This window comes from Eubacteriaceae bacterium Marseille-Q4139 (assembly GCA_018223415.1).
Lineage (GTDB): Bacteria > Bacillota > Clostridia > Lachnospirales > Lachnospiraceae > CABSIM01.
The window spans coordinates 3,329,913-3,355,707 of record JAGTTQ010000001.1 but is presented as its reverse complement, the minus strand read 5'-3'; the positions used below and the strand labels follow the sequence as shown (position 1 = coordinate 3,355,707).

Below are 25,795 nucleotides of genomic sequence, written 5' to 3'. Positions count from 1 at the left end.
TTCTTCCATCATAACACAAATCGGATAAATAAGTAAAATCAATATAACTAATTTTAATTATTAAATGTACTTATAAACTCTTCTGTCCACGCCGCGGAGCCTGCCTACTGCCCGCCGTCTCCCATGTCCTGCCCGCTGATGCTCAACGCGTCCATGGTGATTTTCATGATTTCCCGGACCTCGTCCTCCGTCATCTTCATCCGCTCAGCAAGCTCCGAGAGGTTCGCCTCCCTGCCAAGCTCCTCCGCCATGCGCTTCGACACCTCCTGGAGCACATTGACCCTGGCGGCCATCTCCTCTGCAATATCAGCCTCCAGCTTATCTTCCTTCAAAACCTCGTCCAGGCGCACACGGATCCGGCTTTCCAGGAGCTTCTCAAAGCTCCCCTCGATCCCCTCTCCGGCAAGAAGCATCAGCTCCATACTGGCCTCCTGGATTAAATCTGCCATCGGGACGCCCCGGTTGATATAATCCTGCACGAAAAACAGCGCACGCTTTAAATTTCCCTCGATGAGCCTCGTCTTCGCGCCCTCGTCGCCGCGGCAGATCCGTTTTAAAAGCGCCTCGTTCTCTTCCTCGCTGCACGGCGCCACTGCCGCCAGCTCCTCCATGTACACCTGGTAGATGTCCTCGGCCCCGGACTCCTCTTCCCCCTCCCAGAGTGCCTCTGCCGCATCATTTGCAGGCTCTCCTTTTCCGCCTGGTCTCATTTTTTTGATCTCAGCCATGATCTTCTCCTTCCTTTTTGCCGGATTCAAAGTTTCTCTTTTCAAATCCCCCTCCGTATGTTAAAATAACTATGTCGTTACTTATAAGGAGGACTAATAATGGATGTCAATTACGAATTATATAAAGTTTTTTATTATGTTGCAAGGACTCTGAGCTTTTCCGAAGCCTCCAAACAGCTTTTCATCTCCCAGTCGGCCGTCAGCCAGTCCATCAAGGTTCTGGAAAAAAAGCTGGGCCAGCCGCTGTTTATCCGAAGCACCAAGCGCGTGCAGCTCACCCCGGAAGGTGAAATCCTGTTTAAGCATATCGAGCCGGCCTTAAACCTGATCCGGAAAGGGGAAAACCAGCTTTTGGAGGCCAATTCCCTGAACGGCGGCCAGCTCCGGATTGCCGCCAGCGACACCATCTGCCGATATTTCCTGGTGCCGTACCTCAACCGGTTCCACAGCGCTTACCCAAATGTCCATATCAAGGTGACGAATTCCACCTCCATCGAATGCGCGCACATCCTGGAAAACGGCCAGGTGGATTTTATCATCACCAACTACCCGAATTCCGGCCTTTCCAACACCCAGAACATCCGCGTGATCCAGGAATTCCATGACGTCTTTGTGGCAAATCCCGGCCACTTCCCGATGAAGGGGAAAAAAGTCAGCCTCCAGGAGCTTCAGGCCTGCCCCATCATGATGCTGGACCGCAAGAGCACCACCAGCGAATTTCTCCACAACCTGTTCCAGAAGTCCCATCTCGACCTGGTTCCGGAGATCGAGCTGAGCAGCAACGATCTTCTGATTGACCTGGCCCGCATCGGACTGGGAATCGCCTTTGTCCCGGATTTCTGCATTCCTGCCGGCGAGGACGAGCTTTTTATCCTGGATTTAGAAGAAAAGCTCCCGGCCCGCCAGCTTGTGGTGGCCCACAACGAAACCCTGCCGGTTTCCCAGGCCGCAAGGCAGTTTATGAGCATGCTGTAACCGTATCTGTCACCCGTTCCAGAAATCCGTCAGGCACTGCCCCACGTTTCTCTGGTTCACCAGCTTAAAATGCTCCCATTCCCGCGGGAACAGCTCCTGATATTCCCGTCTTAAAAACCTGTCATCCAGAAGAAGGATCACACCGCGGTCCTTCGGCGTCCGGATCACGCGTCCGGCCGCCTGGAGAACCTTGTTCATGCCGGGGTACTGGTACGCAAAATCAAAGCCCCGCTTCTCCTCTTCATCAAAATATCCCTTTAAAATCTCCTGTTCCACACAGACCATGGGAAGCCCGGTTCCCACGACGATCACGCCGATGAGCCGCTCTTCCTTTAAGTCGATGCCCTCGGAAAAAACGCCGCCCATAACACAGAACGCCACCAGGGAGCCATCCCGCTGCCTTTCAAATTCCTCTAAAAATTCGGCCCGCTCCTCCTCACGCATGCCCTGCCCCTGAACGAGGAGATGGCAGAACGCCTCTTCCTCCTCCAGAATCCCAAGCACCTGCTCCATATACTGATAGGACGGGAAAAAAACCATGTAATTCCCTTCCCGCGCCTTTGCCGTCTCGCGGATATAGGCGGCTACCTTCCGGTATTCGCCCTCGTTGCGCCTGGTGTAGCGGCTGCTCACATCGGTGCCTACCATTAAAAGGCGGTTGTCCTCGGAAAACGGCGAGTTTGCATAAACGGCATAGTCCTCGTCGCAGCCGCTAAGGAGCGTCTTATAGTAGCGGATCGGAAGAAGCGTCGCGGAAAACAGGATCGTGCTGTTCCCCTGGGCCATGCATTCCGACAGGCAGCCGGAAGGGTTCACGCAGAACAGCCGCACCTGGAACGAGGGCGTCCCATGATTTTCCGCATAGATCCGGTAATGGTCATCCAGCCGCTCATAAATCCCAAGAAAGTCCCGCAGGCAGAAATAAAAATCCAGCACAGCATCGCGCCCCTCAAACTCCTGGTTATCCTCCAGAAACATCTCAAACTCCGAAAACACGCTCATGACTGCGGCCGCAAGCCCTGTCACATCTTCTAAAACCTGCCAGTCCTCACATTCCCTCTTCATCTCCAAAAGCACCTTGTTGCATTTATCGAGCTGCCTCTCAAGCTTTGCAGAGCGCCCTTTTATGAGCCGCTTTGTCTCCAGGACATCCTCTTTCCGGATGGCTGCGCTGTACATCTCCCGCGCCCTGGAAACCAGGTTGTGAGCCTCGTCGATTAAAAACAGGTACTCCCCCTTTGCGCCCTCCGCGAAATACCGCTTAAGCCTTACATTGGGATCAAACACATAGTTGTAATCGCAGATGATGCCGTCGGTCCAGCTGCTGATATCGAGGCAGTATTCAAACGGGCAGACCTGATACCTCTCGGCATAGGAAAGGATTTTTTCCCTTGTGATGTCCTGTTCCAGATGGAGAATGTCGAAGACGGCCTCGTTGACCCGGTCGAAATGGCCTTTTGCATAGGGGCAGTGATCCGGATTGCACTCCGTCTCCTCCAAAGGGCAGAGCTTTTCCTTGGCCGTAATGGTGACAGACGAAAAAATCAGGCCGCTTCCCCTTAAAATCCGAAACGCCTCCTCGGCCACCGTCCGCGTGATGGTCTTAGCCGTCAGGTAAAAAAGCTTTTCGCCTTTCCCTTCCCCGATGGCCTTCACCGCCGGGAACACCGTGGACAGCGTCTTTCCGATGCCGGTGGGGGCCTGGATGAACAGCCGCTTTTTCCGGCTGATGGTCTTATAGACCGAAACCACCAGATCCCTCTGCCCCTCCCTGTATGGGTAGGGAAACTCCAGGCCGCGGATCGAAGCGTCGCGGGTCAGCTCATGATGGTATAAAAACCTGGCCCATTTCATATATTCATGGACGATTCCGGCGAACCACACACCAAGCTCCTCCGCAGACTTTGCCTGTACAAAGCGGCGGATCTCCTCGGTTTCCAGATTGCAGTAGGTAAGCTGGAGCCGGACTCCGTCCAGCCCTTTATCGCAGCAGTAAAAATAGCCGTAGCACATGGCCTGGGCCAGATGCACCGGCACCGGCTCCTCCAGACGCTCCAGATCCATGTAGACGCCTTTGATCTCATCAATGGTGACGGCGCCGTTTTCCTCCTCGATGCCGTCCGCCCGACCCTCCACAAGAAGCGTCACCTCCTCATCCTCCACGAGATGCTTTAAGGGCACCTCGGCGCGGTAATTGGAGCCCATGCGCTTCTGGATCTTCCTGTGGATCCTGCTTCCCTCCAGCATGGCGTCCTTTTGGGCCTGCCCGCTCCTTCGGCTGTCAATGTCCCCGGAGCGCAGCACAAACTCCACCAGGTTCCGGACAGAGATCCGCACCAGCTTTTTCCTTTCCTCTGCCTGCCGTTCCATGAAAAAGCTCCTTTCTCCCTTCGTTCCATAAGAAAATTATACTGTATCCCCGCCGCCTTGTAAAGGAACGAAAAGCCGCCATACCATTTCTGATACGGCGGCCCTCCTGCCCATTTTATTTTAAATCATTCTCCGTGGAAGCAGACGCTCCCCGGAATCCTGTCCCGGCAGCCTGTGACGCCGTTATGCGACTGCTGCCTTGCAGGCATCTTTTTCTTCCAGAAAATCTTCAAATTCCTTATTTTCGCCGTCGAATTCTACCGTGAGAACCTTGGTAAGATCCAGGCTCAAAACGCCAAGAATCGACTTTGCGTCAATGATAATGCGGTTGTAAAAAACATTGATATCGAAATCACACTCAGATGCCCTGAACACAAAGTCCTTTGCTTCCGCAACAGAAGGAATCATGATTTTTTTCTGCTTCATCATAGCATTCAAACTCCTTTTCAAAGACAAAAAAGACTGGTTTCTTTTTTCGGTTTACTAATATATATCATTTTTGGAAAAATTAGTCAATCGAAACATTCACCAATTTTCGTCATGGGCAGGTATCATTTTTGTACTTTTTGATATATATGCGAGAATCTTTAAGAGCTCCGTGTTGCGCGGCCGCCTTCCGGCCGTCATGATCTCGAAAGCAGCGAGACCGTTGTTTTTCCGGTTCTCCCACAGCCCCTTTGACACCGTCCGGATGTCCCGCTCCACGCAGGCGGCTGTCGTTCCATACTGCTTTGCCGTCTCCATATAAAGTACCTTCATCTGGAGTTTGGAATCCTCCTCCAGACGCATCAGCGCATACGCCATATATTCAAACCCAAGATAGGATATGTTGGCACCAAGCTTCAGCAAAAAAGCTCTTTTTCTGTCCATCCTGGAAACTCCTTCCCAAAAAAGGCCGGGAATCTCCTGTATGCCAAAAAAGGGAACAGTTTCCCCTTTCAGGCTGTCTGCCAGAATAAAGAGCCCCCGGCCTTTTCTAATGCCATTCTAAACTGCAAAATGCCGCATTTGCTCTCATATATGGTAGATTGGAAGAGAAAGATTCTTTATTTTTGCGTAAAAGATTGGCCTGCCATTTGCCGTCATGGCTTCCGGCCTCACCAGTGAACTATGGAAAATCTTTCCAAACGAAAAAGCAGCCAAAATCCCGTTTTCACGGGGTTTCAGCCGCTTGCATACACAGGGGAAGAGGGGCTCGAACCCCCATCTACGGTTTTGGAGACCGCTGCTCTACCATTGAACTATTCCCCTTCGCATTTCTCATGCTTGACTATATTATCACAGGACGCAGAAAATGTCAATGTAAATCTTTCAAAAATTTTGCCTGTTTTTCCGCCAACTGATAAAATTCACCTGCCCCATAAAGCTTTCGCAGCGGCCATGTCGGCCGCCGCGCCTATTCAGCTTCCATCTGTTTTAACTGTTCCGTCAGAGACTGGATCCTGTGGATGGCAGAATCCACCTGGCCCTTGGCATCAGAAATTTTCGACTGGACAGCCCAGTCCACAAAGAGATTATCGAGGAAAATATCGGCAAACTGGAGGAATCCGCCCACGTTTAAGTGGAATTCCGGCGCCGAGGAGACGTCTTCTAACTCACGCCGGAAAATAGAAAGCTTCCCTCTCGCTTCCTCCAGGGAATTCTCTGCATCCTTAAGCTTCGAGTGCTTCACCATGGAACTGATGAAACCGCCGCCGATCATGTCCCAGATTCCCCAGTTCCCGGCGCTGTTTAAGGCCTCCCTTGCATCCTTTAATGCCCGGACGGCCGCTTCACCGGCAGAGATAGCCTCGCGGATTTCCTTTTTTCTCTGTTCCCTGCTCTCCATACGGTCCTCTGCATTTCTGTTTTCTTCCATGTTTTCGCCTCCTTATAAAAGTGCGATGGCCTCCCGCACGTTATCAACACCAATTAAACGGATCCTGTTATCGCCCTTCATTTTCTCAAGGTTTGCCTTCGGGAGCACGCAGGACGAAAAGCCCATTTTTATGGCCTCCGAGACTCTCTGGGAGGCCTGGGACACGGCCCGCACCTCTCCGGAAAGGCCTACCTCTCCGAAAAACAGCATGCCTGGATCCACCTCGCGGTTTTTGAAGCTGGACACCAACGCCATGACAAGCGCCAGATCCAGTGCCGGCTCGTTCATCTTCATGCCGCCGGCGATGTTCACATAGGCATCGTACCGGCTCATCTCATAGCCGCACCGTTTTTCGAGAATTGCAAGCAGGATGTTGACCCGGTTATAATCGACACCGTTTGCCGTCCGCCTCGCCATTCCGAAATTCGTCGCCGTCACAAGCGCCTGTACCTCGAGAAGAATCGGCCGTGTCCCCTCTAAAGAACAGGCCACTACGGCGCCGGACGCCTCCTTTGGCCGCCCGGAAAGCAGGAAAGCCGACGGGTTCTTCACCTCATTGAGGCCATTTTCCAGCATCTCAAACACGCCGATCTCGTTGGTGGGGCCAAACCGGTTCTTCACGGCCCGGAGAATCCGGTAAGAATCGTTCCGGTCGCCTTCAAAATAGAGAACCGTATCCACCATATGCTCCAGTACCCTGGGGCCGGCCACGACGCCTTCCTTTGTCACATGGCCGACGATAAATACGGTGATGCCGAAGCCCTTTGCAATCTGCATCAGAAGGTTGGTTGACTCCCTGACCTGGCTCACACTGCCCGGCGCCGAGGAAATGTCCTCCCGGAACATGGTCTGGATGGAGTCGATGATGACGATGTCCGGCTTCACGGTCTCCATGGAACCGGCGATGACATCCAGATTCGTCTCGCTGAAGAAAAGAAGTTCGCCCTCAATGTGCCCGATCCGGCCGGCACGCATTTTGATCTGCTTTAAGGACTCCTCGCCGGAAATATAAAGGACGCGCTTTCCCGCCAGCGCCAGGTTGCGGCAGACCTGGAGAAGGAGCGTGGACTTTCCGATACCGGGATCGCCGCCCACAAGCACCAGGCTTCCCTTCACGATGCCGTCGCCCAGAACCCGGTCCAGCTCCCCAAAGCCCGTCTTCGTCCGATCCTGTTCCTCCAGGGAGATATCGGCGAGACGGACAGGGGCAGCGCCCCGGCCGGGCGCCCGCATGGCGGCCGCCGGCGATTTCTTCTCGGAAACCACCGGCTCCTCCACAAACGAGTTCCACTCCCTGCATGCCGGGCACTGCCCCATCCACTTGCTGGATTCATAGCCGCATTCCTTACAAAAAAACATTGTTTTTCCTGCTTTGGCCACGATAAAATCCTTTCTGTCTTACTTTCTCACAATCTTAACGTCTACGGCCTTTCCCTCGGAAAGCTCCACGCTTAAGACAAGCTTGCCGCTCATATTCGTCTTCATGCCGCCGACGCCGACACCGTCCTCATAAACCTCGTATTCCATATCGTCTTCCATCTGGACGGTGATCTGGGCATCCCTTACGCCTTCCACCTGGAAAGTCACCACATCGTCAGCCACATAAAATCTGCTGACGGCAGTTCCCGGTACGGATTCATAGACAAACATACCGTTCCGCTCCAGTTTTGTAATGTCACAGTAGGTTTTTACTTTATAAAGATCGCCTTCATGCTCAAAATCCTCTGCCTTGGCTTTTGCATCGAGAGAATAATCTCCAAAACTGATGGTTCCGTCTGCTTCCGTGCGGATTAGTTCTTTAATTACTGACATAATACTTAGTCTCCTTTTGTGTGTTTGCCTGAATGCATATGCGGGTATCATACCGCTTTGCGGTATTATGCCATGTCCGCTTCGCGGCCATGACAGCCTCCGGCGGATTTTAGCGCCCGGCTTTCTGCGGCGAGCGCAGAAACCGGTTTGCGCAGGTATAATACCGCTTTGCGGTATTATGCCATGCCCGCTTCGCGGCCATAGCAGCCTCCGGCGGATTTTCAGCGCCCGGCTTTCTGCGGCAGGCGCAGAAACCGGTTTGCGCAGGTATAATACCGCTTTGCGGTATTATACCATACTTCCCACTTCTTTTCTAGCGGTTTGTGGGTGGCGGGCGGAAAATTTGAGGGCGCCGTCGCGGACGGTGATTTTCACCGAATCGCCTTCCCGGACACGGCCCTCTAAAATCTCCTCGGCCAGCCGGTCTTCGATAAGGTTTTGGATCGTCCGCTTTAACGGGCGGGCACCGTATTTCTCATCATAGCCCTTATCAATCAGGTATTCCTTCACGTCATCACCGGCATTTAAGCGGATGGACATCTGCTGCTTCGTCCGCTTCTCCACCGTGCCGAGCATGATGGTGACGATGGCCTTCATGTGCTCCTTCGTCAGCGGATGGAACACGATAATGTCGTCGATCCTGTTTAAGAATTCCGGCTTGAACATGCGCTTTACCTCGTCCATGACGCCGTTTTTCATCCTGTCGTACTTTTCCTTCTCGTCATCCTTGGAGAGGAAGCCGAGCTGCTTCGGCGCAATGATATTCTCCGCGCCGGCGTTTGACGTCATGATGAGCACCGTATTTTTAAAGTCAATCTTATGGCCCTGGGAATCGGTGATATGGCCGTCGTCCAGCACCTGAAGAAGAATATTGAACACGTCCGGGTGGGCCTTTTCCACCTCGTCAAACAGAATCACCGAGTACGGATGGCGGCGAACCTTTTCGCTTAACTGCCCGCCGCCTTCATAGCCCACATAGCCTGGCGGCGAACCGATCATCTTGGATATGCTGTGCTTTTCCATATACTCCGACATGTCGACGCGGATCAGGGCATTCTCCGTCCCGAACATCACCTCCGCAAGCGCCTTGCAGAGCTCCGTCTTTCCGACGCCGGTGGGGCCTAAAAACAGGAATGAGCCGATGGGGCGCTTCGGATCCTTTAAGCCCACTCGGCCGCGGCGGATGGCCTTGGAGATGGCCGTCACGGCCTCGTCCTGGCCGACTACGCGCTCATGGAGAATCTGCTCCAGCTTTAAGAGCCGTTCGCTCTCCTCCTCAGCTAACTTACTCACCGGGATCTTTGTCCAGTCGGAAACCACCTCGGCGATTTCATTCTCGCCGACAACAAGCTCCTTGGAGGTTTTCTCCGTCTCCCACTTTTCCCTGAGCTTCGCAATCTTTTCCCGCTTCTTCTCCTGTTTCTTCTTGATTTCCCCGGCTTCCTCGTAGGCCTCTCTGCGGATTGCCGCCTCCTTATCTGCCTCCAGGGCGCGGATTTCCTCCTCCGCCTCCTTGATCCCCTTCGGCTCCACATAAACCGTGAGCCTCAGCTTCGAGGACGCCTCGTCAATCAGGTCCACCGCCTTGTCCGGCAGGAACCTGTCGTTGATATAGCGGGAGGACAGCCTGACGGCCGCACGGATGGCCTCGTCGGTGATTGTGACACGGTGGTGTTCCTCGTATCTCGGCCGCAGCCCCTTTAAGATATCCACGGCCTCTTCTTCCGTCGGCTCCTCCACGGTCACAGGCTGGAACCTGCGCTCTAAGGCCGGATCCTTTTCAATATATTTCCGGTATTCCTCGATGGTCGTGGCGCCGATGAGCTGGAGCTCGCCTCTTGCCAGGGACGGCTTTAAAATATTGGAGGCATCCAGGGCGCCTTCTGCGCCGCCTGCGCCGATGATCGTGTGAATCTCGTCGATGAATAAGAGGACGTTTCCGGCCTCCCGCACCTCGGAAATCACGTTTTTAATCCGCTCCTCAAACTCGCCGCGGTACTTGGAGCCGGCCACCATGCCGGACAAATCCAGCACGACGACACGTTTCCCGCGGATGGTTTCCGGCACATCGCCGGCCGCAATCATCTGGGACAGCCCCTCGGTCACGGCCGTCTTTCCGACGCCCGGCTCCCCGATCAGGCAGGGGTTGTTTTTCGTCCTGCGGCTTAAAATCTGGACGACTCTGCGAATCTCCTTTTCCCGTCCGATGACAGGGTCAAGCTTTCCATCTGCCGCAAGGGCCGTCAGGTCGCGGCTGTATGAATCCAGCGTCGGCGTCTGGGATCTGGCCGTCTTCTGGCTGCGCCCCGGAACGGCCTCGTCCTTTCCGGCCGCGTCTTCGCCCATGGCCGCCAAAAGGTCAATGTAAATTTTCTGAATGTTGATATTCAACGTATTTAAAAGCCGGATCGCCACGCAGTCGTTTTCTTTTAAAAGCGCCATCAGGATATGCTCCGTCCCGATGAGCGGCGCCCGGAAGCGGACGGCCTCCCGGTAGCTGTTTTCCAGCACATGCTTTGCCCTCGGCGTATAGCCCTCCCGGTCGCGGATGCCAGTTTTCCGGTAGGACGCCACAAGCTGCTGTTCCAGAGCCAGAAGCCGGTCAAGCTTCACATCATTGGCCTCCAGCACCTTTGCGGCCGTACCGCTGCCTTCCTCCATGAGCCCCACCAGGATATGCTCTGTCCCGATGGTTTTGGAACCCATGTCCTCCGCAGCCTCCCCGGCCAGAACAAGGGCCTCTGAGGCTTTTTCCGTATATCTGTCCATGTATGTCAAATTCCTCCTGTTATGATTCTATGATTTCCGGAAGCTCCGCCCGCACAAACTGCGCCCTGGCCGCCTCCAGCTCCTCTTTTTCCATGGGCTTTTCCGCCAGCTTTAAGAGGTTCGCCGGCTGGATCCCAAGCATGATCCGGTAAATGGAACACGGCTCCTTTGTCTTTAAGATCCCGTCCCGCACGCCGACCATGATCTGGGACAAAAATTCCATGGCATCTTTTCTCGTGAGCCTCCTGGCGTACCGCAGCACGCCGTAGGATTTATAGACCTCATCCTGGCAGCCAAGGGGCTTCTGCTTTAAGGCCTCCTGACGCAACCGCCGCTCCTGGGCATCCAATTCCGCGGCCGCCTTCGTCACAAGCTCGATGATTTCCTTCTCACTCTGCCCCAGGGTCTTCTGATTGGAAACCTGGTAGAGGGAGCCGTAGTTTTCACCCCCCTCGCCGTAAACGCCGCGGACGGCAGTGCCGAAACGGCCCATGTCGGCCACCAGGCTGTTGAAGCTCCGTTTCCTGGAAAGAAGCGGCAGATGGAGCACGACGCTGGCACGGAGCCCCGTCCCCACGTTGGTGGGATAGGACGTCAGGTACCCATATTTTTCATCAAAGGAATACTCGAACCGCTCGCTGATGTAATCGTCCAGCCGGTCGGCCCGCTTATAGCAGCCCTCCAGATTCAGGCCTGCCTCCAGCACCTGGATGCGGATATGGTCATCGCCGTTTAAGACGATGGACGCCCGCTCATCCTCTGAGACAATCAGGCTTGCAGGCCCCTTCTTTTTCGACATGGAACGGCCGAGGACACGCCTCTCCGTAAGCGCCGCCCGGTCGAGATCTGCCAGGCGCTCTAGCTCCGCCTTCGCGTACCGGCACCCGTCCAGACTCCCGATGTCCTTAAGGCCCTCATTTAACCGGGCCGTCATTTCGGCTCCCTGTTCCCTCGTCATCTTTCCCGGGAACGGATACTCCTTCCAGTTCCTCACAAGGCGAACCCGGCTGTAAATGACGTTTGACATTTCCTTTTCTGCTTCCTCAAACCACTTTGCCATCCTGCCCTGTCTCCTCTTTTAAATGATGGATCTGATCTCTTAAGGCCGCCGCCGTCTCATATTCCTCCCGGCGCACAGCCTCACGCAGCCGGGACTGCAAAAGCTTTATCTGCTCCCCGGCCGAAATCTTATTCTCCTTTTCTCCCTTTCCGCCGTTTTCGCCGTCCGCAGGCGATGCCCCGTCATCCACGTATGGGCTCTTTCCCGGGTGCTTCCCCACATGGCGCTCGCTGCCCTGGAGATGCTTGATGTTCTCACGGATCAGCGGGTCGAAAACGCTGTAACAGTCCGGGCACCCGAACTGGCTGTCTTTTACGAAGTCCTCATACGTCGTGCCGCAGGAAGGACAGACGACGCCGGCATACTTTCCTTCCGTCTCCGACGTGTCCTCCACGCCCAGAAGTCCGGAAAGCAGCTTTCCAAGGGGGAATTCCCCTTCAAAAATTGCCGAATACTGGCCGATGTCCAGGCGGCTGGCACACTGGGCGCAGAGATTATGCTCCGACTTCACCCCATTGATTACCTCAACGTATTTTACCGTGGCTTCACGCATTTTGCAATGTTCACAAAGCATGCTGCTCCTCCTTATTCTCCCTGGCCGGAGAAATCCTCAAAAATCTCGTCCACAAGCGCATGAACCTCCTCGCGGCTCACATTCCGGCAGAAGCCCCTGGCAAGGACGATCCCAAGCTCCTCTCTCATTTCCGCAAGGGCCTGGAGTTTATCCATATTTAGAGCCACAACGGCGCCGCGGCGCCTGTCGAGCCTCAAAAATCCCTCCTGCCTTAAAACAGAATATGCTTTATTTACCGTATGCATGTTGATTCCAATATCTTCCGCAAGCTGTCTCACGGAAGGCAGGTTATCGCCTTCATGCAGCATGTCCGTGGCAATCCCGACGATGATCTGATTGCACAGCTGCATGTACAGCGCCTCTTCGCTGTCAAAATTGATTTTCAGAATCATGGCTTCCACCGTCTTTCGTTCTTTATAGTTATATTTGTTATATCCTAATAGTAACAGATAAGGTACAATCCGTCAAGTGCCAAACCGTTCCAGCGGCTTTCCTGCCGGCAAACGGAACATTTCCGTTCTTTGCAGGCTTACAGCTCCATCAGTTTCCCCTCAGAAAAATAATAAATATTCTCCCTTTTATAGCCGTATTTGGAACCGGCAATGCTGATATGCGGTTCAAATGTGAAATAAGACACATCGCCCAGGCGGGTTCGGTTCCCCTTTTTAATGTAGATCCGATCCCCCTTCTGTTTTTCGATAGAATGTCCCAGATTCCCCATAAAATCAAGGTTGATGTATCCATTCTCTTTGATAACCTGGTTCATATACTCATACAGTTCCTCAAATGTCGTGTCCGGAGTGACAAAGCTCCGCATTTTTCTGTGAAGTTCTTTTTCCATGGCAATTCCCTGTTTCCACTCCTCATTGGAACAGGCCTCGCCGTCAACAACTATGCCGTTCTCGACAATGAAAGTACGCGCATAATCGCCCCAAATATCGCCACATTGCGGGCTCAAATCAATCGTTATGATGTCATTTTCCTGGATGATTCTGCCGCTTGTCTGATACCTAGGCCCGCTCACTGACACGGCAGTTTCATCACCTGCAAAGACAAAGGCGCCTATATCCCAATACCAAAAGGAATCCGCCCCTAATTCCAATAACTTTTTTTCGCAAAGTTCCCTCACTTCCATGAGAGTCATTCCTGCGCGTACAGCCTTTCTGGCATATTCCATGGTGTCTTTTGCAAGTCCCTGGACTTCTTTATAATCCATACATATTACCTCTGCAAATTAGGATTTTCCCCTGCGTATCTGCGGCCTCTCTCCTAAACCGTCGGATCCTCGCAGATTCCGATAAACAGGATTTCCCCCCTGTTTTTTATCACATAGAGGAACGGCCGGTCAAGGATCATTTCGGCTCTGCCCTGCGGAAGCGCTGCCCCGGCATACATGATCTCCGTGTAGGCGGCTGCCTCCACGCCGTTTTCGTCAATGCCCACGTGGCACTGCTGGCGGATGGACGAGATGAACAGGGGATCGGAAGCCATGTTGGTAAAATCCGCGTCATCAAACGCCTTTTTCATGCCGAGCCTTAAAAGCGGTTCCTTTAAGGAAAGCTCGCTCCCGTAAGAAAATTTCGGCACCTTCCAGACCACCTCGCCGACCGTGCTCTCTCCCGTTCCGAACAGGACATCGTTTAGCACCTCGGGGCTCTCTAAAAATGTATGGACATCGACGCCGGGATCCGGCAGGATAAATTCCACGGAGCCATTTTTTAACGCCAACTGCGAGGATGTATAGTTCTCGCCGCGCCGGAAGCCGTGGGAACCCATGGTGCGGTTCATGAAATCACAGGTAACCTGGCTGCCGTCGCTCTTTGTAAACGTGTCCGGCTTTGTCTCCAATTCCCGGAACACATCCGTCCACTCATCATAGAAATATACCGTACCCAAAATAGCTGCCTCGATATCGTCGGATGGCTGGATCTCCGGCCGGATGATGCCGCGGGTTCTGAGCTCCACCCAGTCTTCCATGGCTTCATACGTCGCGTCATCAGCAAAATCCACGCGGAATATGTCAGAATAGTAGTCGGAAACGGCCGTCTCTTTAAAGCTGTCCTTTAACGTCAAACCGTCATCGGCCCATACGGACTGGAACAGCTCCAGCCGGTAGACATCCCTGGAATGGGGCTCGCCGCCTGCTTCCTTTTTTAAAACCTTTCCGGGCTCTCCGCGGTAGAAAAATTCGTAGGCCTCTTTGCAGTCCTTAGTGAGCGCCTCCATGTCCTCATACCGGAGAAGGGACAAAATTTCCTCCCTCGTCTCCCCGGCGGCTCCCTCTGCCGCTAACGCCAGGCAGTAATAAAGGCTTAACGGCGAATAAATCGCGTTTTTCTCCTCTGCCTTTAAAAATTCCGAGCCTGTCAGGCAGCAGAACTCCCGGTATGCTGCCGAAAAATCTTCCGGAATCTGCTTGTTTCTCATAAACTCCCGCTTCTCTTCCTCGTTTTCGTAGGTACCTTCTGTCGGAAGAAAAGCCGTATTCACCTCTGTCACGGCCGGATTCTCTTCCATTCCTTTTAGTGCGTCATCGGTGTTTTCCGTCTGGTTTCTTACGGAACAGCCTGCCGCGGATAGCACCACAGCGCCTGCCGCCAGAATGGCTGCCAACATTCTTTTCTTCATAAGGCTTCCTCCCTTCAAAAATCCTTATCTTCCCTTCACGGCCGACACAAGAAGCATCATCGGCCGCCTGAGTTCCTCCTCCATTCCTTCGATTTCTTTTAACATTTCTTCTGTCGGCTGCGGCTCCACCACATGCTGGAGCGCAAATCCATGGGAAAGCAGCCCCTCCAGATACGTGGTGAGCGTCCTGTGGTATTTTACTACCTGCTCCCCGAGGAAACACGCATCCCTCTTTCCTTCCAGGAAATACCGGTCCACCGGAAAATGCAGGATCTCCCCGCATGGCCCGTAATACCAGTCCTGGGAGCCGTAAGCCGTAAAGACCGGGTGTTCCACATTGAAAATCAGGTTTCCGCCTGTTTTAAGCCAAGCCGATACTTTTTTTAGGAATTCCCCATAGTCCTCCAGATAGTGAAGCATCAGCGAACAAATAATAATGTCAAAGCTCTCCGCCGGGAAATCGCAGTCCTCAAAGGCCGTGACCTCATACCGGATCTGCCCGCCCGGATTCCTCTTTTTCGCCTCTCCGATCATTTTCTCCGAAATATCTGTCCCGACCACCGAAACAGCGCCGTGTTCCGCCGCATAAGCGCAGTGCCAGCCGTAGCCGCAGCCGAGATCCAGCACGCGTTTCCCTGAAAAATCAGGAAGAAGCTCTTTTAATGCCGCCCATTCGCCAGCGCCGGAAAGCCCCTTTTTGCTCCGATCCATCTGGCTGTATTTTTCAAAAAACTCCGGATTGTCATACGGATTTTCCTTCATGCCGTCGTTCCCTTTCCTATTTAAAATGTAACTCCTGCCGGTTTCCCGTCCAAACCTCTGCCCTCCTCCATGACTTCCATGAGCCAGGCCAGGTAGGGAAGCTCCCCGGCAATTTTCTCCTTTCCGCCTTCCTCAAGGTAAACGGAAAACAAAGCGCCGAACACGGTTCCATATTCCTTTTCATATTTCTTTGGAAGCCCCGTGACGCGCCGCACGCCCTCGGGATTCCAGGCAGCCTCCGACTGGAACCGCCCTGCATTCAGCCGTTCCCACTCCGCCCGGTACATGTATTCCCCGAAAGCCATGTGTACGGCGCCTTCATCCGAAAACCGGATCACCTGGTTTCCCGTGTCGATTTTATAGCGGAAATAATACGGCTCGCCGTTCTCGGACATTGCCATGGAAAACCAGTCCGTGTCCGGGCAGTACATCCACGTCCACCCGTCGTCGGAAAATTTCTTAATCCAGCCTTTGGGAATCCGGCTTAATTCCTTCCCTATTTCTGCCTTCTTTTCCTCTGTCACAGACGCGGCATCTCCCTCAATCCGGACGTCATACTCCGGGTCGGGGCGCCCCTGCCAGTCAAAATACTGAAAGCCCATGTACTCGCTGGCGTAAAGGCTTCCGTCTTCATGAAAATAATATTCCTCCCGGTCAATCACCTTCGGGGACTGCGTGTTCATGGCTCCGTCAGGCGCCAGCCAGTACCATTTCCCATCGTCCAGAAGCCAGCCGGTGTGTACCGAATGGTTGATGTCATAGTAATACCAGGCGCCGGTTTCCGGGCAGAACTGCCAGCCCAGCGCCATGATGCCGTTATCATAAAAATAGTAGTACAGATTTCCGATTTTCTGCCAGCCGGTCATCATGTTCCCGGCGGCGTCATAATAGTAATAGTCTCCTTCCGCCGTCTTCCATGTCCCAGACGCCCCGAAGGACGCAAACGAAAGCCCTGCGGCCATGCAGGCGCCGAGAAAAAATCCGAAAAATTGCTTTCCTTTCATCGCGCTTCCTCCCTTCTGTCTCCAGTATAACAGGTGCAAAAGATAAAACACAAGGCATACTTCCGGTCTTTTAAAATTGAAAGAAATACGTTATAATATCGTAACAAATGATGATAACAGGAGGAAACTGCCATGAAAGACAAAAAACGAATCCTCGCCTGGGCCGGCCTTCTTCTTTTCGCCGCCCTTCTCATAAGCCTTGTGGTGCTCACCTTCACCGGCGGGTCAGAAAACACGATTCTGGCGATCCTTTTCTGTCTCGTCGTCCTGCCGGTCATGCTCTATGGATACCAGATGATCCTGCGGTTTTTAAAAAAGAGGAACCAGGACAAGTAATTACCCCTTCATGAAATCAAACAGGCTTAACTGCCGTCCCGCGTCCCTGTTCTTCCCGGCCGTCTCCCGGCAGGAAACTGCTTGCGGGATGTCTGCAAGGAACGGGGATTCCTCCCCGGAGGCCGTCACAATCAGCTCTTCTTTCGCCCGGGTCATGCCCACATAGAACAGGCGGCGCTCCTCCGGCACGTTGGCCGGTTCTTTTCCCGATTCGAGCGGCAAAACGCCATGTCTTACGCCTGCCAGAAAGACTACCGGGAACTCCAGGCCCTTGGAGCCGTGAAGGGTCATGAGCGTCACGGCCTCGGCCGTATAGCGTTTCTGACCGCACCGCTTTAAGTCGCCTTCCTCGCCAAATTCCAGGGCATCGAAAAATTCCCCTGCCGTCTTATAAAACAGCGCCATGGATCTGAGCTTTTCCATGCCGTCATCCCCGGAAAATCCCATTTCTTTGATCCATTTTTCCAGAAGCTTTGCCGGCTTTTCATGCCGGTACAGCTCTTCATACTGATCCGCCATGGACGAAACCACCGTACCGCCGATGCAGTCATCGGAAAGCCCCCAGAGAAGCTTCCCAGCCGTTTTGCCCGCCTGTTCCTCTTTTCTATCCGCCGCATAGCGGAAAAAGCAGACGGTGCCGCGCACCCTGGGCTCCGAGAGGAAATCGCCGCGCCCCACGGCCACATAAGGGATGCCCTCTGTTTTCAGGCATTCTTCCAGCATCGCCATCTGCCTGTGGGTGCGGGTGAGAACGGCAATGTCGGAAAAGCCGCGGAGTTTCCGTTCTTTTTTGGAAAGCAGCCCTTCCTGCGCCTCCAGCATGTCCATACCGCCTGTCATGCGGCCGATTTCCTTTGCGATAAAAATATCCTCTGACCGCTCACCAGGCGCCGTCACAATGCGGATTTTTTCGCCCTCCCCGTTTTTAGGTGAAAGCTCTCTCCGCCCGCCGCCGTTTCTTTCGATGACAGCCGATGCCCCGGAGAGCACGTGTCCGGCGGAACGATAATTCTCCGTAAGGCGGATGGATTCTAACTGCGACCAGGCCTCTTTAAGCCGGTCAAAGCACCCGGCATCGGCGCCGCGGAAGGAGTAAATCGCCTGGTCCGGGTCGCCGATGGCAAAAAGTTCCCTTCCGTCCCGGTTCCATGACAAAATCAGGCGGAACTGGAGCGGGCTGATATCCTGGAATTCATCCACAAGAAGATGGGAAAAGCTGTTTTTAAAAAGTTGGTGCCCTGTCTCCGTTTCGGACAGCTCCAGCGCCTTCACAAGAAGATCATCAAAATCCAAAAGCTCCCGCTCCTTTAAAAGCCGTTCGTAGGCATCAAAGCAGGCCTCCGGGATTTCTTCTCCGCTCTCTCTGCCGTCTCCCGTCTTTCTTAAGGAAACCCGGCGCAAAAAATCCTTCGTCCGTTTGGAAAGCCCCGCCTCTGAGAGCGCCAGTCCCGCCAGTTCTTCTGCCTCTCCGTCGTCAATCAGTTCAAAGGAATGCCCTGCTTCTTTCAAAAGATCATAGCAGATGGCATGGAACGTGCCGATCCGCAGGCGGGATACGGCCCGCTTTCCGCCAAGCTCCTGCTCCAGACGTTCTCTCATTTCGCCGGCGGCCTTTTTCGTGAAGGTAACGGCCGTAATCTCCTCCGGCTTCACGCCCCGCTCCTTTAAAAGATAAAGGATCCTGGAAACCAGCGTCTTCGTCTTTCCTGTGCCCGGCCCTGCCGAGACGGCAATGGCCCTGGCTTTCGAGGTGACTGCCGCCCGCTGGCGGCCGTTCAGCTCGTCCAGGAAAGAGGCTGGCGCGAAATTTTCTGTCCGGCCGGGCCCTGCGGCGGACACCGCTGCCGCAGCGGCTTTCCCTCTCGCCACACTCGCTGCGCCCGGCACCGCCTTTTTCTCCTCCGGCACGCCCGCTGCGCCTGACACCACCGCTGTCGTTTTTTCGGCCGGAAGCTCTCTCCCTGCGGCATCCGCGTCCATGGCTGTCCGCTCCGTTCCAACTGCCGCGTCTTCCCCTGCCGCCGCCGTCACTTCCCACGCCGCGGCGGCTTCTTCCATGGCTTTCATCTCTTCGTTTGTGAAAAAGCTCATCTGTCCTTCCGGCGTCTCAAGCTCCCCCGGCTCAAACAGCCGGATCGTCCCGTATTCGCCGTCGTACCCTGGAATCCGTTCCACCTCGCCTTCCCGCAGGCGGCGAATCCCTTCCGCAATCCGCTCCCCTGCTGCACCGCGGATATCTTCAATAGGAACCTCGCGCAGAATCTCAAATTCCGCACCGAGCCGCCCAATCATGGCCTCATATTCCATTTCCACCTTCCGGCTTCCCGACGATCTGCCGGTGGACGCTGCAATGACCTCGGGGAGCGGCACAAAGCTTTCAAATTTTTTGGCATCCGGCTTCACATAGCCCTCCGGACGGTCGGCAAGCTGTTCCACCCTATGAGACACGCCGACTGTCAGCTTCCGCTTGCAGACCGGGCAGATTCCGCCGTACTGCTCCGCCTCCACGGGGCTTAAGCAGACATGGCATTTCCTGTGGCCGTCAAAATGGTACTTCCCCTCCTCCGGGAAAAACTCGATGGTTCCAAACAATCCGTCACCTCTCTGCACCGCGCCGTAAAGCCCGTCATACTCCATTGGAATATCCAGCAGGTTGGCCTCGCGCCCCAGTTTCGCCGGCGAGTGGGCGTCTGAATTGGAAATGAGCTGGAGGCCGTCCAAAGCCGAAAGCCGCCAGTTCATGGGCGGATCCGAGGAAAGCCCCGTCTCCACGGCATGAACATAAGGGCTCATGTCCCCGAAACACTCCTCAATGCTGTCAAAGCCGGAAAAGGCGCCGAACATGGAAAAATGCGGCGTCCAAATATGGGCCGGCACAAACATGGCCCGCGGGCAGACTTCCATGGTAATCTCCAGAAGGTCGCGGCTGGAAAGGCCTAAAATCGGGCGGCCGTCCGAGTGGATGTTCCCGATGGCCTCCAGCTTTTTCGACAGCAGGTCTGCCTCCGAAAGCCCTGGAAGCAGAATCACGTTGTGCACCTTGCGGACGCGGCCGTCCTGTTTATAAATGGAGCTGATTTCCCCCGTCACCACGAAGCGCGGCCGCCTGTGATCCGGCGCCGACGGCGAAGAAATCCGGTATTCCTCTTTTAACGTATAAAAGCCGTCTTCTGCCGGCTCCAGCTTTTCCGCTAACTCCTTCCGCCATTCCGGGTGCGTGAAATCGCCTGTACCGACGATGTCGATGCCCTTTCTCCTGGCCCAAAGCTCCAGATTTTCCGGGTTTCCGTCCTTGCTTGTGGCTCTCGAAAACCGGGAATGGATGTGAAGATCTGCAATATACATGAACCGTTTCCTCCTTTGTACGTTCCCATTGCCCGCAGACAATGGAAAGAGGCCCCGCGGCGAGACCCCCTTTTCCTGGAACTGAATATCCTTATCACAGCATTCCGTTCGGAATCCTGACTTGTTACTTTTTGCCTCTCAGCCGGTCTATGATCCAGCCCAACAGATGCGCCAGCCCGTAAAAGCCTCCCACGGCCGCGGCTGCGGCCGCCAGGTATATAAAAATCTGGAAAAGCACAGCGTCTTCGTTTCCGATATTCATCCTTGCGTTTGCCAGCAACAAATCCAACATATGCCCTCTCCTCTCACAGCCGTCAGAACCGGTACTTTCTTCCAATTCTATTTTATCATGACACTCCCCGTTTTCCAATTACGTTTTCATTAAAATCCGTTTACTATTTTAAATTTTAGATTATTTATGTCGATAATCCGATATTTACTATTTATTTTATCTGATGTCCGATGGTTTCCTGCGCGCCAGGCATGCCTGGATTGCATAGCTTTCCCATAAAGCCAGGTATTTTACTTTTTCCGCTGCCGGTGTTATAATAAGGCTGTACCAGAAAATGGTACGACTATTTTTCAGATTGGGGGAATCAGATTATGGAATTTATGGACATCGTGAAAAACCGCTATTCCTGCAAGAAATTTGACGGAAGGAAAGTGGAAGCCGAAAAGCTCGCCGTTATCTTAGAGGCCGGCCGCCTGGCGCCCACAGCCAAAAACCTTCAGGAACAGCACATTTATGTGGTACAGTCCGAGGAGCTTTTTGAAAAGCTGGATAAGGAGACTCCGTGCCGCTACAACGCCGGTACGGTGCTGGTTGTCGCCTTTGATAAAAACAATGTGTTTACATACCCCGGCGAAAAACGGGATTCCGGCGCCGAGGACGCAGCCATCGTCGCCACCCATATGATCCTCGCCGCAGCCTCTCAGGGCGTGGATAGCTGCTGGATCAACTTCTTTGATCCGGAGAAGCTCGCGGCTGCCCTTGGGCTTCCGGAAAACGAAGAAGTCCTGATGCTTATGGATCTCGGCTACGGCGCAGAGGGCGCCGGCCCGCTGCCCAACCACAGTGCAAGAAAGCCCCTGGAAGAAACCGTCACTTACCTGTAAAAGAAATGGAGGAAACCGATATGAGCAAAACCTTAGTCGCCTATTTTTCCGCCAGCGGCGTGACAAAAAAGCTGGCTGAGCGCCTGGCCGGAGCCATCGGCGCCGACACATTTGAAATCTGCCCCGAGACGCCTTACACCGACGCGGATCTGGACTGGAGAAACCCCAAGAGCCGCAGCAGCGTGGAGATGAATGACAAGGCTTTCCGCCCTGCCGTCGCCGGAAAGGCTGAGAACATGGCTGAATATGACAAGATCTTTGTCGGCTTCCCGATCTGGTGGTACGTGGCTCCCACCATCATCAACACCTTCTTAGAGCAGTATGACCTCACGGGAAAGAAAATCATCCCCTTCGCCACCTCCGGAAGCAGCGGCATGGGAAACACCAACAAGGAGCTTCAGACTTCCTGCAAAGGCGCCGAGCTCATGGAAGGAAAGCGTTTTTCCGCCAATGCCGACGCAGCCGAGTTAAAGGCCTGGGCAGAAACCTTCTAAGACATCAAGACGCGCGTCCAGGCGCCGTCACATGGGAATCCACTTTCTTATCCATAAAAAGCCGGAAACAGCAGAACCAACATGGCCTGCCGTTTCCGGCTTTTTTATGGATTCCTTTACTTTCTCATAATAATCTCATCGCGTCCCGGGCCGTTGGAAACCATGGTGATCGGCACGCCGATTTCCTCTTCGATGGCCTCGATGTACTTCCGGCAGTTCTCCGGCAGTTCCTCGTAGCTGCGGATCCCGCGGATGTCGCATTTCCATCCCGGAAGCTTCTTATAGACAGGCTTTGCCTTCTCCAGATAGCTGGTGGTCGGGAAATCCTTTGTAACCTTGCCGTCGATCTCATAGCCGACGCAGATCGGAAGCTCGTCAAGGTATCCAAGGACGTCGAGAACCGTCAGGGCCACTTCCGTCGCGCCCTGAATCCGGCAGCCGTATCTCGTCGCCACGGCGTCGAACCAGCCCATTCTTCTCGGACGGCCCGTCGTCGCGCCGAACTCGCCGCCGTCGCCGCCGCGCTTCCTTAACTCATCGGCTTCCTCGCCGAAAATCTCGCTGACGAAGGCGCCTGCGCCGACTGCGCTGGAGTAAGCCTTCACCACCGTCGTGATGGTTTTGATCTCATAGGGCGGAATCCCTGCGCCGATGGCGCCGAAAGCCGCCAGGGTGGAAGAAGACGTAACCATCGGATAAATTCCGTGATCCGGATCCTTTAAGGAACCGAGCTGTCCCTCTAAGAGGATGTTCTTCCCCTCTTTGATCGCATCGTAAAGATAAGCGGAAACGTCGCAGACGTAAGGAGCAACCATTTCCTTATACTCCATCAATGTGTTAAAAATCTCCTCCGGGTCGAGAAGCGGCTTGTGGTAGAGATGCTCAAGGAGCACGTTCTTCGTCTCACAGACGCGCTCTACCTTGTCGCGCAGGGCGGCCTCGTCGCCGAAAAGCTCGCTGACCTGGAAGCCGATCTTCGCGTATTTATCGGAATAGAACGGAGCAATCCCGGACTTCGTGGAACCAAAGGATTTTCCTGCCAGTCTTGCCTCCTCATAGGTGTCGAACAGAATATGATACGGCATCATGATCTGCGCCCTGTCGGACACCAGAATCTTCGGCATCGGAACTCCCTGTTCCGTGATCTCCTTGATTTCCTTTGCAAGGAACGGAATGTTCAGCGCCACGCCATTCCCGATGATGCTTGTCGTGTGATTGTAAAAAACTCCGGACGGCAGAAGGTGAAGCGCAAATTTGCCGTAATTGTTGATGATGGTATGGCCGGCATTGCTTCCTCCCTGGAAACGGATGATGATGTCAGACTCCTTTGCAAGCATGTCTGTAATCTTGCCTTTTCCCTCGTCTCCCCAGTTGGCGCCTACGATTGCTCTAACCATTTGATATCCTCCTCTTTGGATAAAAACTTACATCGCCTTTGAAAGGCACGCTATAAGTGTACAACAAAGCCCCGCATAAGTAAAGACAATATTTATTATATTCTCCATAAGTTCCCATTATGCCGTGAATCCTTTCTCTGAGCCCCGCGTGCCAAAGGTCCGCAGCACGGCCAGAAACCGCTCCCCGGCCGGGGAAACCGTGTTCTTTTTATCCGTCACGATGCAGATTTCCCGCTCCGGCATCATCTCCCGGAACGCCAGCTCAAAAATCTCGCCGCTCTCCAGCTTTTCCCTTGCAAACTCTGCCATGACGCAGCCCACACCCATGTTGCGGATAGCGAACTGAACAATCATGTCGCTGGTGGCAAGCTCAAACTCCGGCTCCAGAACGATCCCCTTTTTCTCAAGGAACTGGTCGGTGAACCGGCGGGTGCTGGTGTCCTTTTCCAGGAAAATGCAGGGCAGCCGCTTTAACGCTTCATAGTCCAGCCGCTTTCCCTTAAGGCTCCAGAACTTGTTCCCGGCCACAAAGGTATTCCGGATTTTCTTCACAGGCAAGGCCTCCACCTCCGGCCTGGCGTCAAAGGGCGTGCTGACGATGCCGAAGTCGATTTTCCCCTGGTACAGGGATTCAATGGTCTCCGGCGTCGGCGCATTGGAAACCACCACCTTGATGTTGGGATATTCCCCGTGGAACCGTTCCAGATACGGGAGCAGGTAAAACTGGAGCGTCATGTCGCTGGCGCCGATCCGCACCTCGCCCATGTCCAGATCCACCAGGCGCTTTAGCATCGTCTCCCCGTCCATAAGGCTCTCGATCCCCCGCTCCACATACGGGTAAAGGAGACGCCCCTCGGCCGTCAGCTTCACGCCCTTCGGCGTCCGAAGAAACAGACGGCTGTTTAAGGAAGTCTCAAGCTGTTTGATGGCCTGGCTCACGGCCGGCTGGGAGATACAGAGCTCCTCAGCCGCCGCCGTGATGCTTCCGAGCTTTCCCACATAGTAAAACACCTTATAATATTCCATGCTGCTGTTCATGGCGCCACCTCCAAAAAAGCACCGCCGCACGCGGCCGGAAAAGGACCGTATGCGGCGGCTTCGTCACCTTGTGCACAGGGACATGCACTGTTTTTATACGTTGATCTCAGCCTTTACGCCGAGAAGCGCTTCGTTTTCCTTTAAGATCGGGCGGATGACTTCCTCTAAGAATTCCTCCACCTGCTTCGGCGCGCGGCCCACATAGCGGGCCGGATCCATGGTCTTTTTAAGCTCCTCTAAGGACAGGTTGAAGGACGGGTCGGCGGCAATCAGCTCCAGAAGGTTGTTGTCCTTTCCTTCTGCCTTCACGTTCCTTGCGGCCTCCATGGAAAGCTCGCGGATCTTCTCGTGAAGCTCCTGGCGGTCTCCGCCTGCCTTCACGGCATCCATCATGATGTTTTCGGTTGCCATGAACGGAAGCTCCGCCATCATGTGCTTTTCGATGACCTTCGGGTAAACCACAAGGCCGTCCACCACGTTGAGATAGAGATCCAGGATACCGTCTACGGCCAGGAATCCCTCGGGGATGGAAAGGCGCTTGTTGGCGGAATCATCAAGGGTACGCTCGAACCACTGGGTCGATGCCACAAGCATCGGGTTCATCATGTCGGACATCACATAGTTTGCCAGGGAAGCAATGCGCTCGCTCCGCATGGGGTTTCTCTTATAAGCCATGGCCGAGGAACCGATCTGGTTCTTCTCAAATGGCTCCTCCACCTCTTTTAAGTGCTGGAGAAGGCGGATGTCGTTGGAGAACTTGTGGGCACTCTGGGCAATGCCTGCCAGGACGGAAAGCACGCGGCTGTCAATCTTTCTCGAATACGTCTGGCCGGAAACCGGGTAACAGCCCGGAAAGCCCATCTTGTCAGCGATCATCTGGTCGGCTTTCCGGCATTTCTCATGGTCGCCGTCGAACAGCTCCAAAAAGCTGGCCTGGGTTCCCGTCGTGCCCTTGGAGCCGAGAAGCCGCATGGAGTCGATGACATAGTCCAGATCGTCGAGATCCAGCTTAAGCTCCATGAGCCAGAGCGTCGCCCGTTTGCCCACCGTCGTCGGCTGTGCCGGCTGGAAGTGGGTGAAGGCCAGGGTCGGCTGGTCTTTGTATTTATCGGCAAAGGCCGCCAGCTCGTTCATGACGTTGACGACTTTCTTGCGAACCAGCTTTAACGCCTCGGTCATCAGGATTAAATCGGTGTTGTCGCCCACATAGCAGGACGTGGCGCCCAGGTGGATGATTCCCTTGGCCTTGGGGCACTGGAGCCCATAGGCATAGACATGGGACATGACATCGTGGCGCACAAGCTTTTCTCTCGCCTTTGCCTCCTCGAAGTTGATGTCGTCCTTATTTGCCTTTAATTCCTCGATCTGCTCGTCGGTGATCGGAAGGCCCAGCTCCTTTTCTGTCTCAGCCAGGGCGATCCAGAGCTTTCTCCATGTCTTAAACTTCTTTTCCGGGGAAAAGATGTACTGCATCTCTTTGCTTGCATACCGTTCCGATAGCGGGCTCTGATATCTGTCGTACATGATAC

At 54.2% G+C, this 25,795-nt stretch carries 24 protein-coding genes and 1 tRNA gene; 4 read left to right on the top strand and 21 right to left on the bottom strand.

Features of this window, described 5'->3' with window-relative positions:
- Positions 1-104: 104 nt before the first annotated feature.
- On the bottom strand, positions 105-710 hold the full coding sequence (locus tag KE531_16080) for an RNA polymerase subunit sigma-70 (protein ID MBR9955110.1): 606 nt from the start codon (positions 708-710) through the stop codon (positions 105-107).
- Positions 711-827: 117 nt separating this feature from the next.
- Here KE531_16080 and KE531_16075 point away from each other — a divergent pair, with 117 nt between their 5' ends.
- Positions 828-1,703, top strand: a complete 876-nt coding sequence (locus KE531_16075; protein MBR9955109.1) for a LysR family transcriptional regulator — start codon at positions 828-830, stop codon at positions 1,701-1,703.
- Between the two features lie 9 nt (positions 1,704-1,712).
- Here the strand turns inward: KE531_16075 and KE531_16070 are convergent, their stop codons facing one another.
- The 15 genes from KE531_16070 to KE531_16000 all read right to left on the bottom strand — a co-directional run bounded on the left by KE531_16070 (position 1,713) and on the right by KE531_16000 (position 16,540).
- On the bottom strand, positions 1,713-4,073 hold the full coding sequence (locus KE531_16070; protein MBR9955108.1) for an ATP-dependent DNA helicase: 2,361 nt from the start codon (positions 4,071-4,073) through the stop codon (positions 1,713-1,715).
- A gap of 183 nt (positions 4,074-4,256) precedes the next feature.
- A complete protein-coding gene (locus tag KE531_16065) occupies positions 4,257-4,499 on the bottom strand; it encodes an HPr family phosphocarrier protein (protein MBR9955107.1) in 243 nt (80 codons plus the stop codon).
- 99 nt (positions 4,500-4,598) lie between these two features.
- Positions 4,599-4,943, bottom strand: a complete 345-nt coding sequence (locus tag KE531_16060) for a hypothetical protein (GenBank protein MBR9955106.1) — start codon at positions 4,941-4,943, stop codon at positions 4,599-4,601.
- A 310-nt stretch (positions 4,944-5,253) separates the two neighbouring features.
- Positions 5,254-5,324 (bottom strand) — tRNA-Trp (locus tag KE531_16055).
- A 145-nt stretch (positions 5,325-5,469) separates the two neighbouring features.
- Positions 5,470-5,901, bottom strand: a complete 432-nt coding sequence (locus KE531_16050; GenBank protein MBR9955105.1) for a hypothetical protein — start codon at positions 5,899-5,901, stop codon at positions 5,470-5,472.
- 42 nt (positions 5,902-5,943) lie between these two features.
- Positions 5,944-7,311 (bottom strand): DNA repair protein RadA, encoded by a 1,368-nt coding sequence (radA, locus tag KE531_16045; protein MBR9955104.1) that lies wholly within the window; start codon positions 7,309-7,311, stop codon positions 5,944-5,946.
- 18 nt (positions 7,312-7,329) lie between these two features.
- Complete coding sequence (locus KE531_16040; protein ID MBR9955103.1) at positions 7,330-7,743, bottom strand: endosialidase; 414 nt, start codon at positions 7,741-7,743, stop codon at positions 7,330-7,332.
- A gap of 288 nt (positions 7,744-8,031) precedes the next feature.
- Positions 8,032-10,512 carry an ATP-dependent Clp protease ATP-binding subunit gene (locus tag KE531_16035; GenBank protein MBR9955102.1) on the bottom strand — a complete coding sequence of 827 codons (2,481 nt, stop codon included), beginning with the start codon at positions 10,510-10,512 and terminating at the stop codon, positions 8,032-8,034.
- A 19-nt stretch (positions 10,513-10,531) separates the two neighbouring features.
- Positions 10,532-11,572 (bottom strand): ATP--guanido phosphotransferase, encoded by a 1,041-nt coding sequence (locus tag KE531_16030; protein ID MBR9955101.1) that lies wholly within the window; start codon positions 11,570-11,572, stop codon positions 10,532-10,534.
- Entirely contained in the window at positions 11,556-12,146 is a 591-nt protein-coding gene (locus KE531_16025; GenBank protein MBR9955100.1) for a UvrB/UvrC motif-containing protein, read from the bottom strand. Before KE531_16025 ends, KE531_16030 begins: the two co-directional genes overlap by 17 nt.
- An 11-nt stretch (positions 12,147-12,157) precedes the next feature.
- Complete coding sequence (locus KE531_16020; GenBank protein MBR9955099.1) at positions 12,158-12,538, bottom strand: GntR family transcriptional regulator; 381 nt, start codon at positions 12,536-12,538, stop codon at positions 12,158-12,160.
- A 137-nt stretch (positions 12,539-12,675) separates the two neighbouring features.
- Positions 12,676-13,362 carry an aminopeptidase P family protein gene (locus KE531_16015; protein ID MBR9955098.1) on the bottom strand — a complete coding sequence of 229 codons (687 nt, stop codon included), beginning with the start codon at positions 13,360-13,362 and terminating at the stop codon, positions 12,676-12,678.
- A 53-nt stretch (positions 13,363-13,415) separates the two neighbouring features.
- Positions 13,416-14,774, bottom strand: a complete 1,359-nt coding sequence (locus KE531_16010) for a serpin family protein (GenBank protein MBR9955097.1) — start codon at positions 14,772-14,774, stop codon at positions 13,416-13,418.
- 24 nt (positions 14,775-14,798) lie between these two features.
- Positions 14,799-15,536: a class I SAM-dependent methyltransferase gene (locus KE531_16005; protein MBR9955096.1), complete on the bottom strand. Its 738-nt coding sequence runs from the start codon at positions 15,534-15,536 to the stop codon at positions 14,799-14,801.
- 20 nt (positions 15,537-15,556) lie between these two features.
- Positions 15,557-16,540, bottom strand: coding sequence for a hypothetical protein (locus KE531_16000; GenBank protein MBR9955095.1), 984 nt, complete (start codon positions 16,538-16,540; stop codon positions 15,557-15,559).
- Between the two features lie 132 nt (positions 16,541-16,672).
- On the opposite strand from KE531_16000, the gene KE531_15995 reads away from it, so the two are divergent.
- Positions 16,673-16,876, top strand: coding sequence for a phosphate ABC transporter substrate-binding protein (locus KE531_15995; protein MBR9955094.1), 204 nt, complete (start codon positions 16,673-16,675; stop codon positions 16,874-16,876).
- Here the strand turns inward: KE531_15995 and KE531_15990 are convergent, their stop codons facing one another.
- Both KE531_15990 and KE531_15985 read right to left on the bottom strand, forming a co-directional pair.
- Entirely contained in the window at positions 16,877-20,221 is a 3,345-nt protein-coding gene (locus tag KE531_15990) for a UvrD-helicase domain-containing protein (GenBank protein MBR9955093.1), read from the bottom strand.
- 124 nt (positions 20,222-20,345) lie between these two features.
- Complete coding sequence (locus tag KE531_15985; protein MBR9955092.1) at positions 20,346-20,513, bottom strand: hypothetical protein; 168 nt, start codon at positions 20,511-20,513, stop codon at positions 20,346-20,348.
- 311 nt (positions 20,514-20,824) lie between these two features.
- Here KE531_15985 and KE531_15980 point away from each other — a divergent pair, with 311 nt between their 5' ends.
- Together KE531_15980 and KE531_15975 are read left to right on the top strand one after the other, a co-directional pair.
- Entirely contained in the window at positions 20,825-21,337 is a 513-nt protein-coding gene (locus KE531_15980) for a nitroreductase family protein (GenBank protein MBR9955091.1), read from the top strand.
- Between the two features lie 20 nt (positions 21,338-21,357).
- Entirely contained in the window at positions 21,358-21,831 is a 474-nt protein-coding gene (locus KE531_15975; GenBank protein ID MBR9955090.1) for an NAD(P)H-dependent oxidoreductase, read from the top strand.
- A gap of 116 nt (positions 21,832-21,947) precedes the next feature.
- Here the strand turns inward: KE531_15975 and KE531_15970 are convergent, their stop codons facing one another.
- From KE531_15970 to KE531_15960, 3 genes are all read right to left on the bottom strand, one after another.
- Complete coding sequence (locus KE531_15970) at positions 21,948-23,228, bottom strand: adenylosuccinate synthase (GenBank protein MBR9955089.1); 1,281 nt, start codon at positions 23,226-23,228, stop codon at positions 21,948-21,950.
- A gap of 117 nt (positions 23,229-23,345) precedes the next feature.
- Positions 23,346-24,266, bottom strand: coding sequence for a LysR family transcriptional regulator (locus KE531_15965; GenBank protein ID MBR9955088.1), 921 nt, complete (start codon positions 24,264-24,266; stop codon positions 23,346-23,348).
- A 93-nt stretch (positions 24,267-24,359) separates the two neighbouring features.
- The gene (locus KE531_15960; protein MBR9955087.1) at positions 24,360-25,790 is read right to left on the bottom strand and encodes an adenylosuccinate lyase; all 1,431 of its coding nucleotides are present in this window, start codon (positions 25,788-25,790) and stop codon (positions 24,360-24,362) included.
- Between the last annotated feature and the right edge of the window lie 5 nt (positions 25,791-25,795).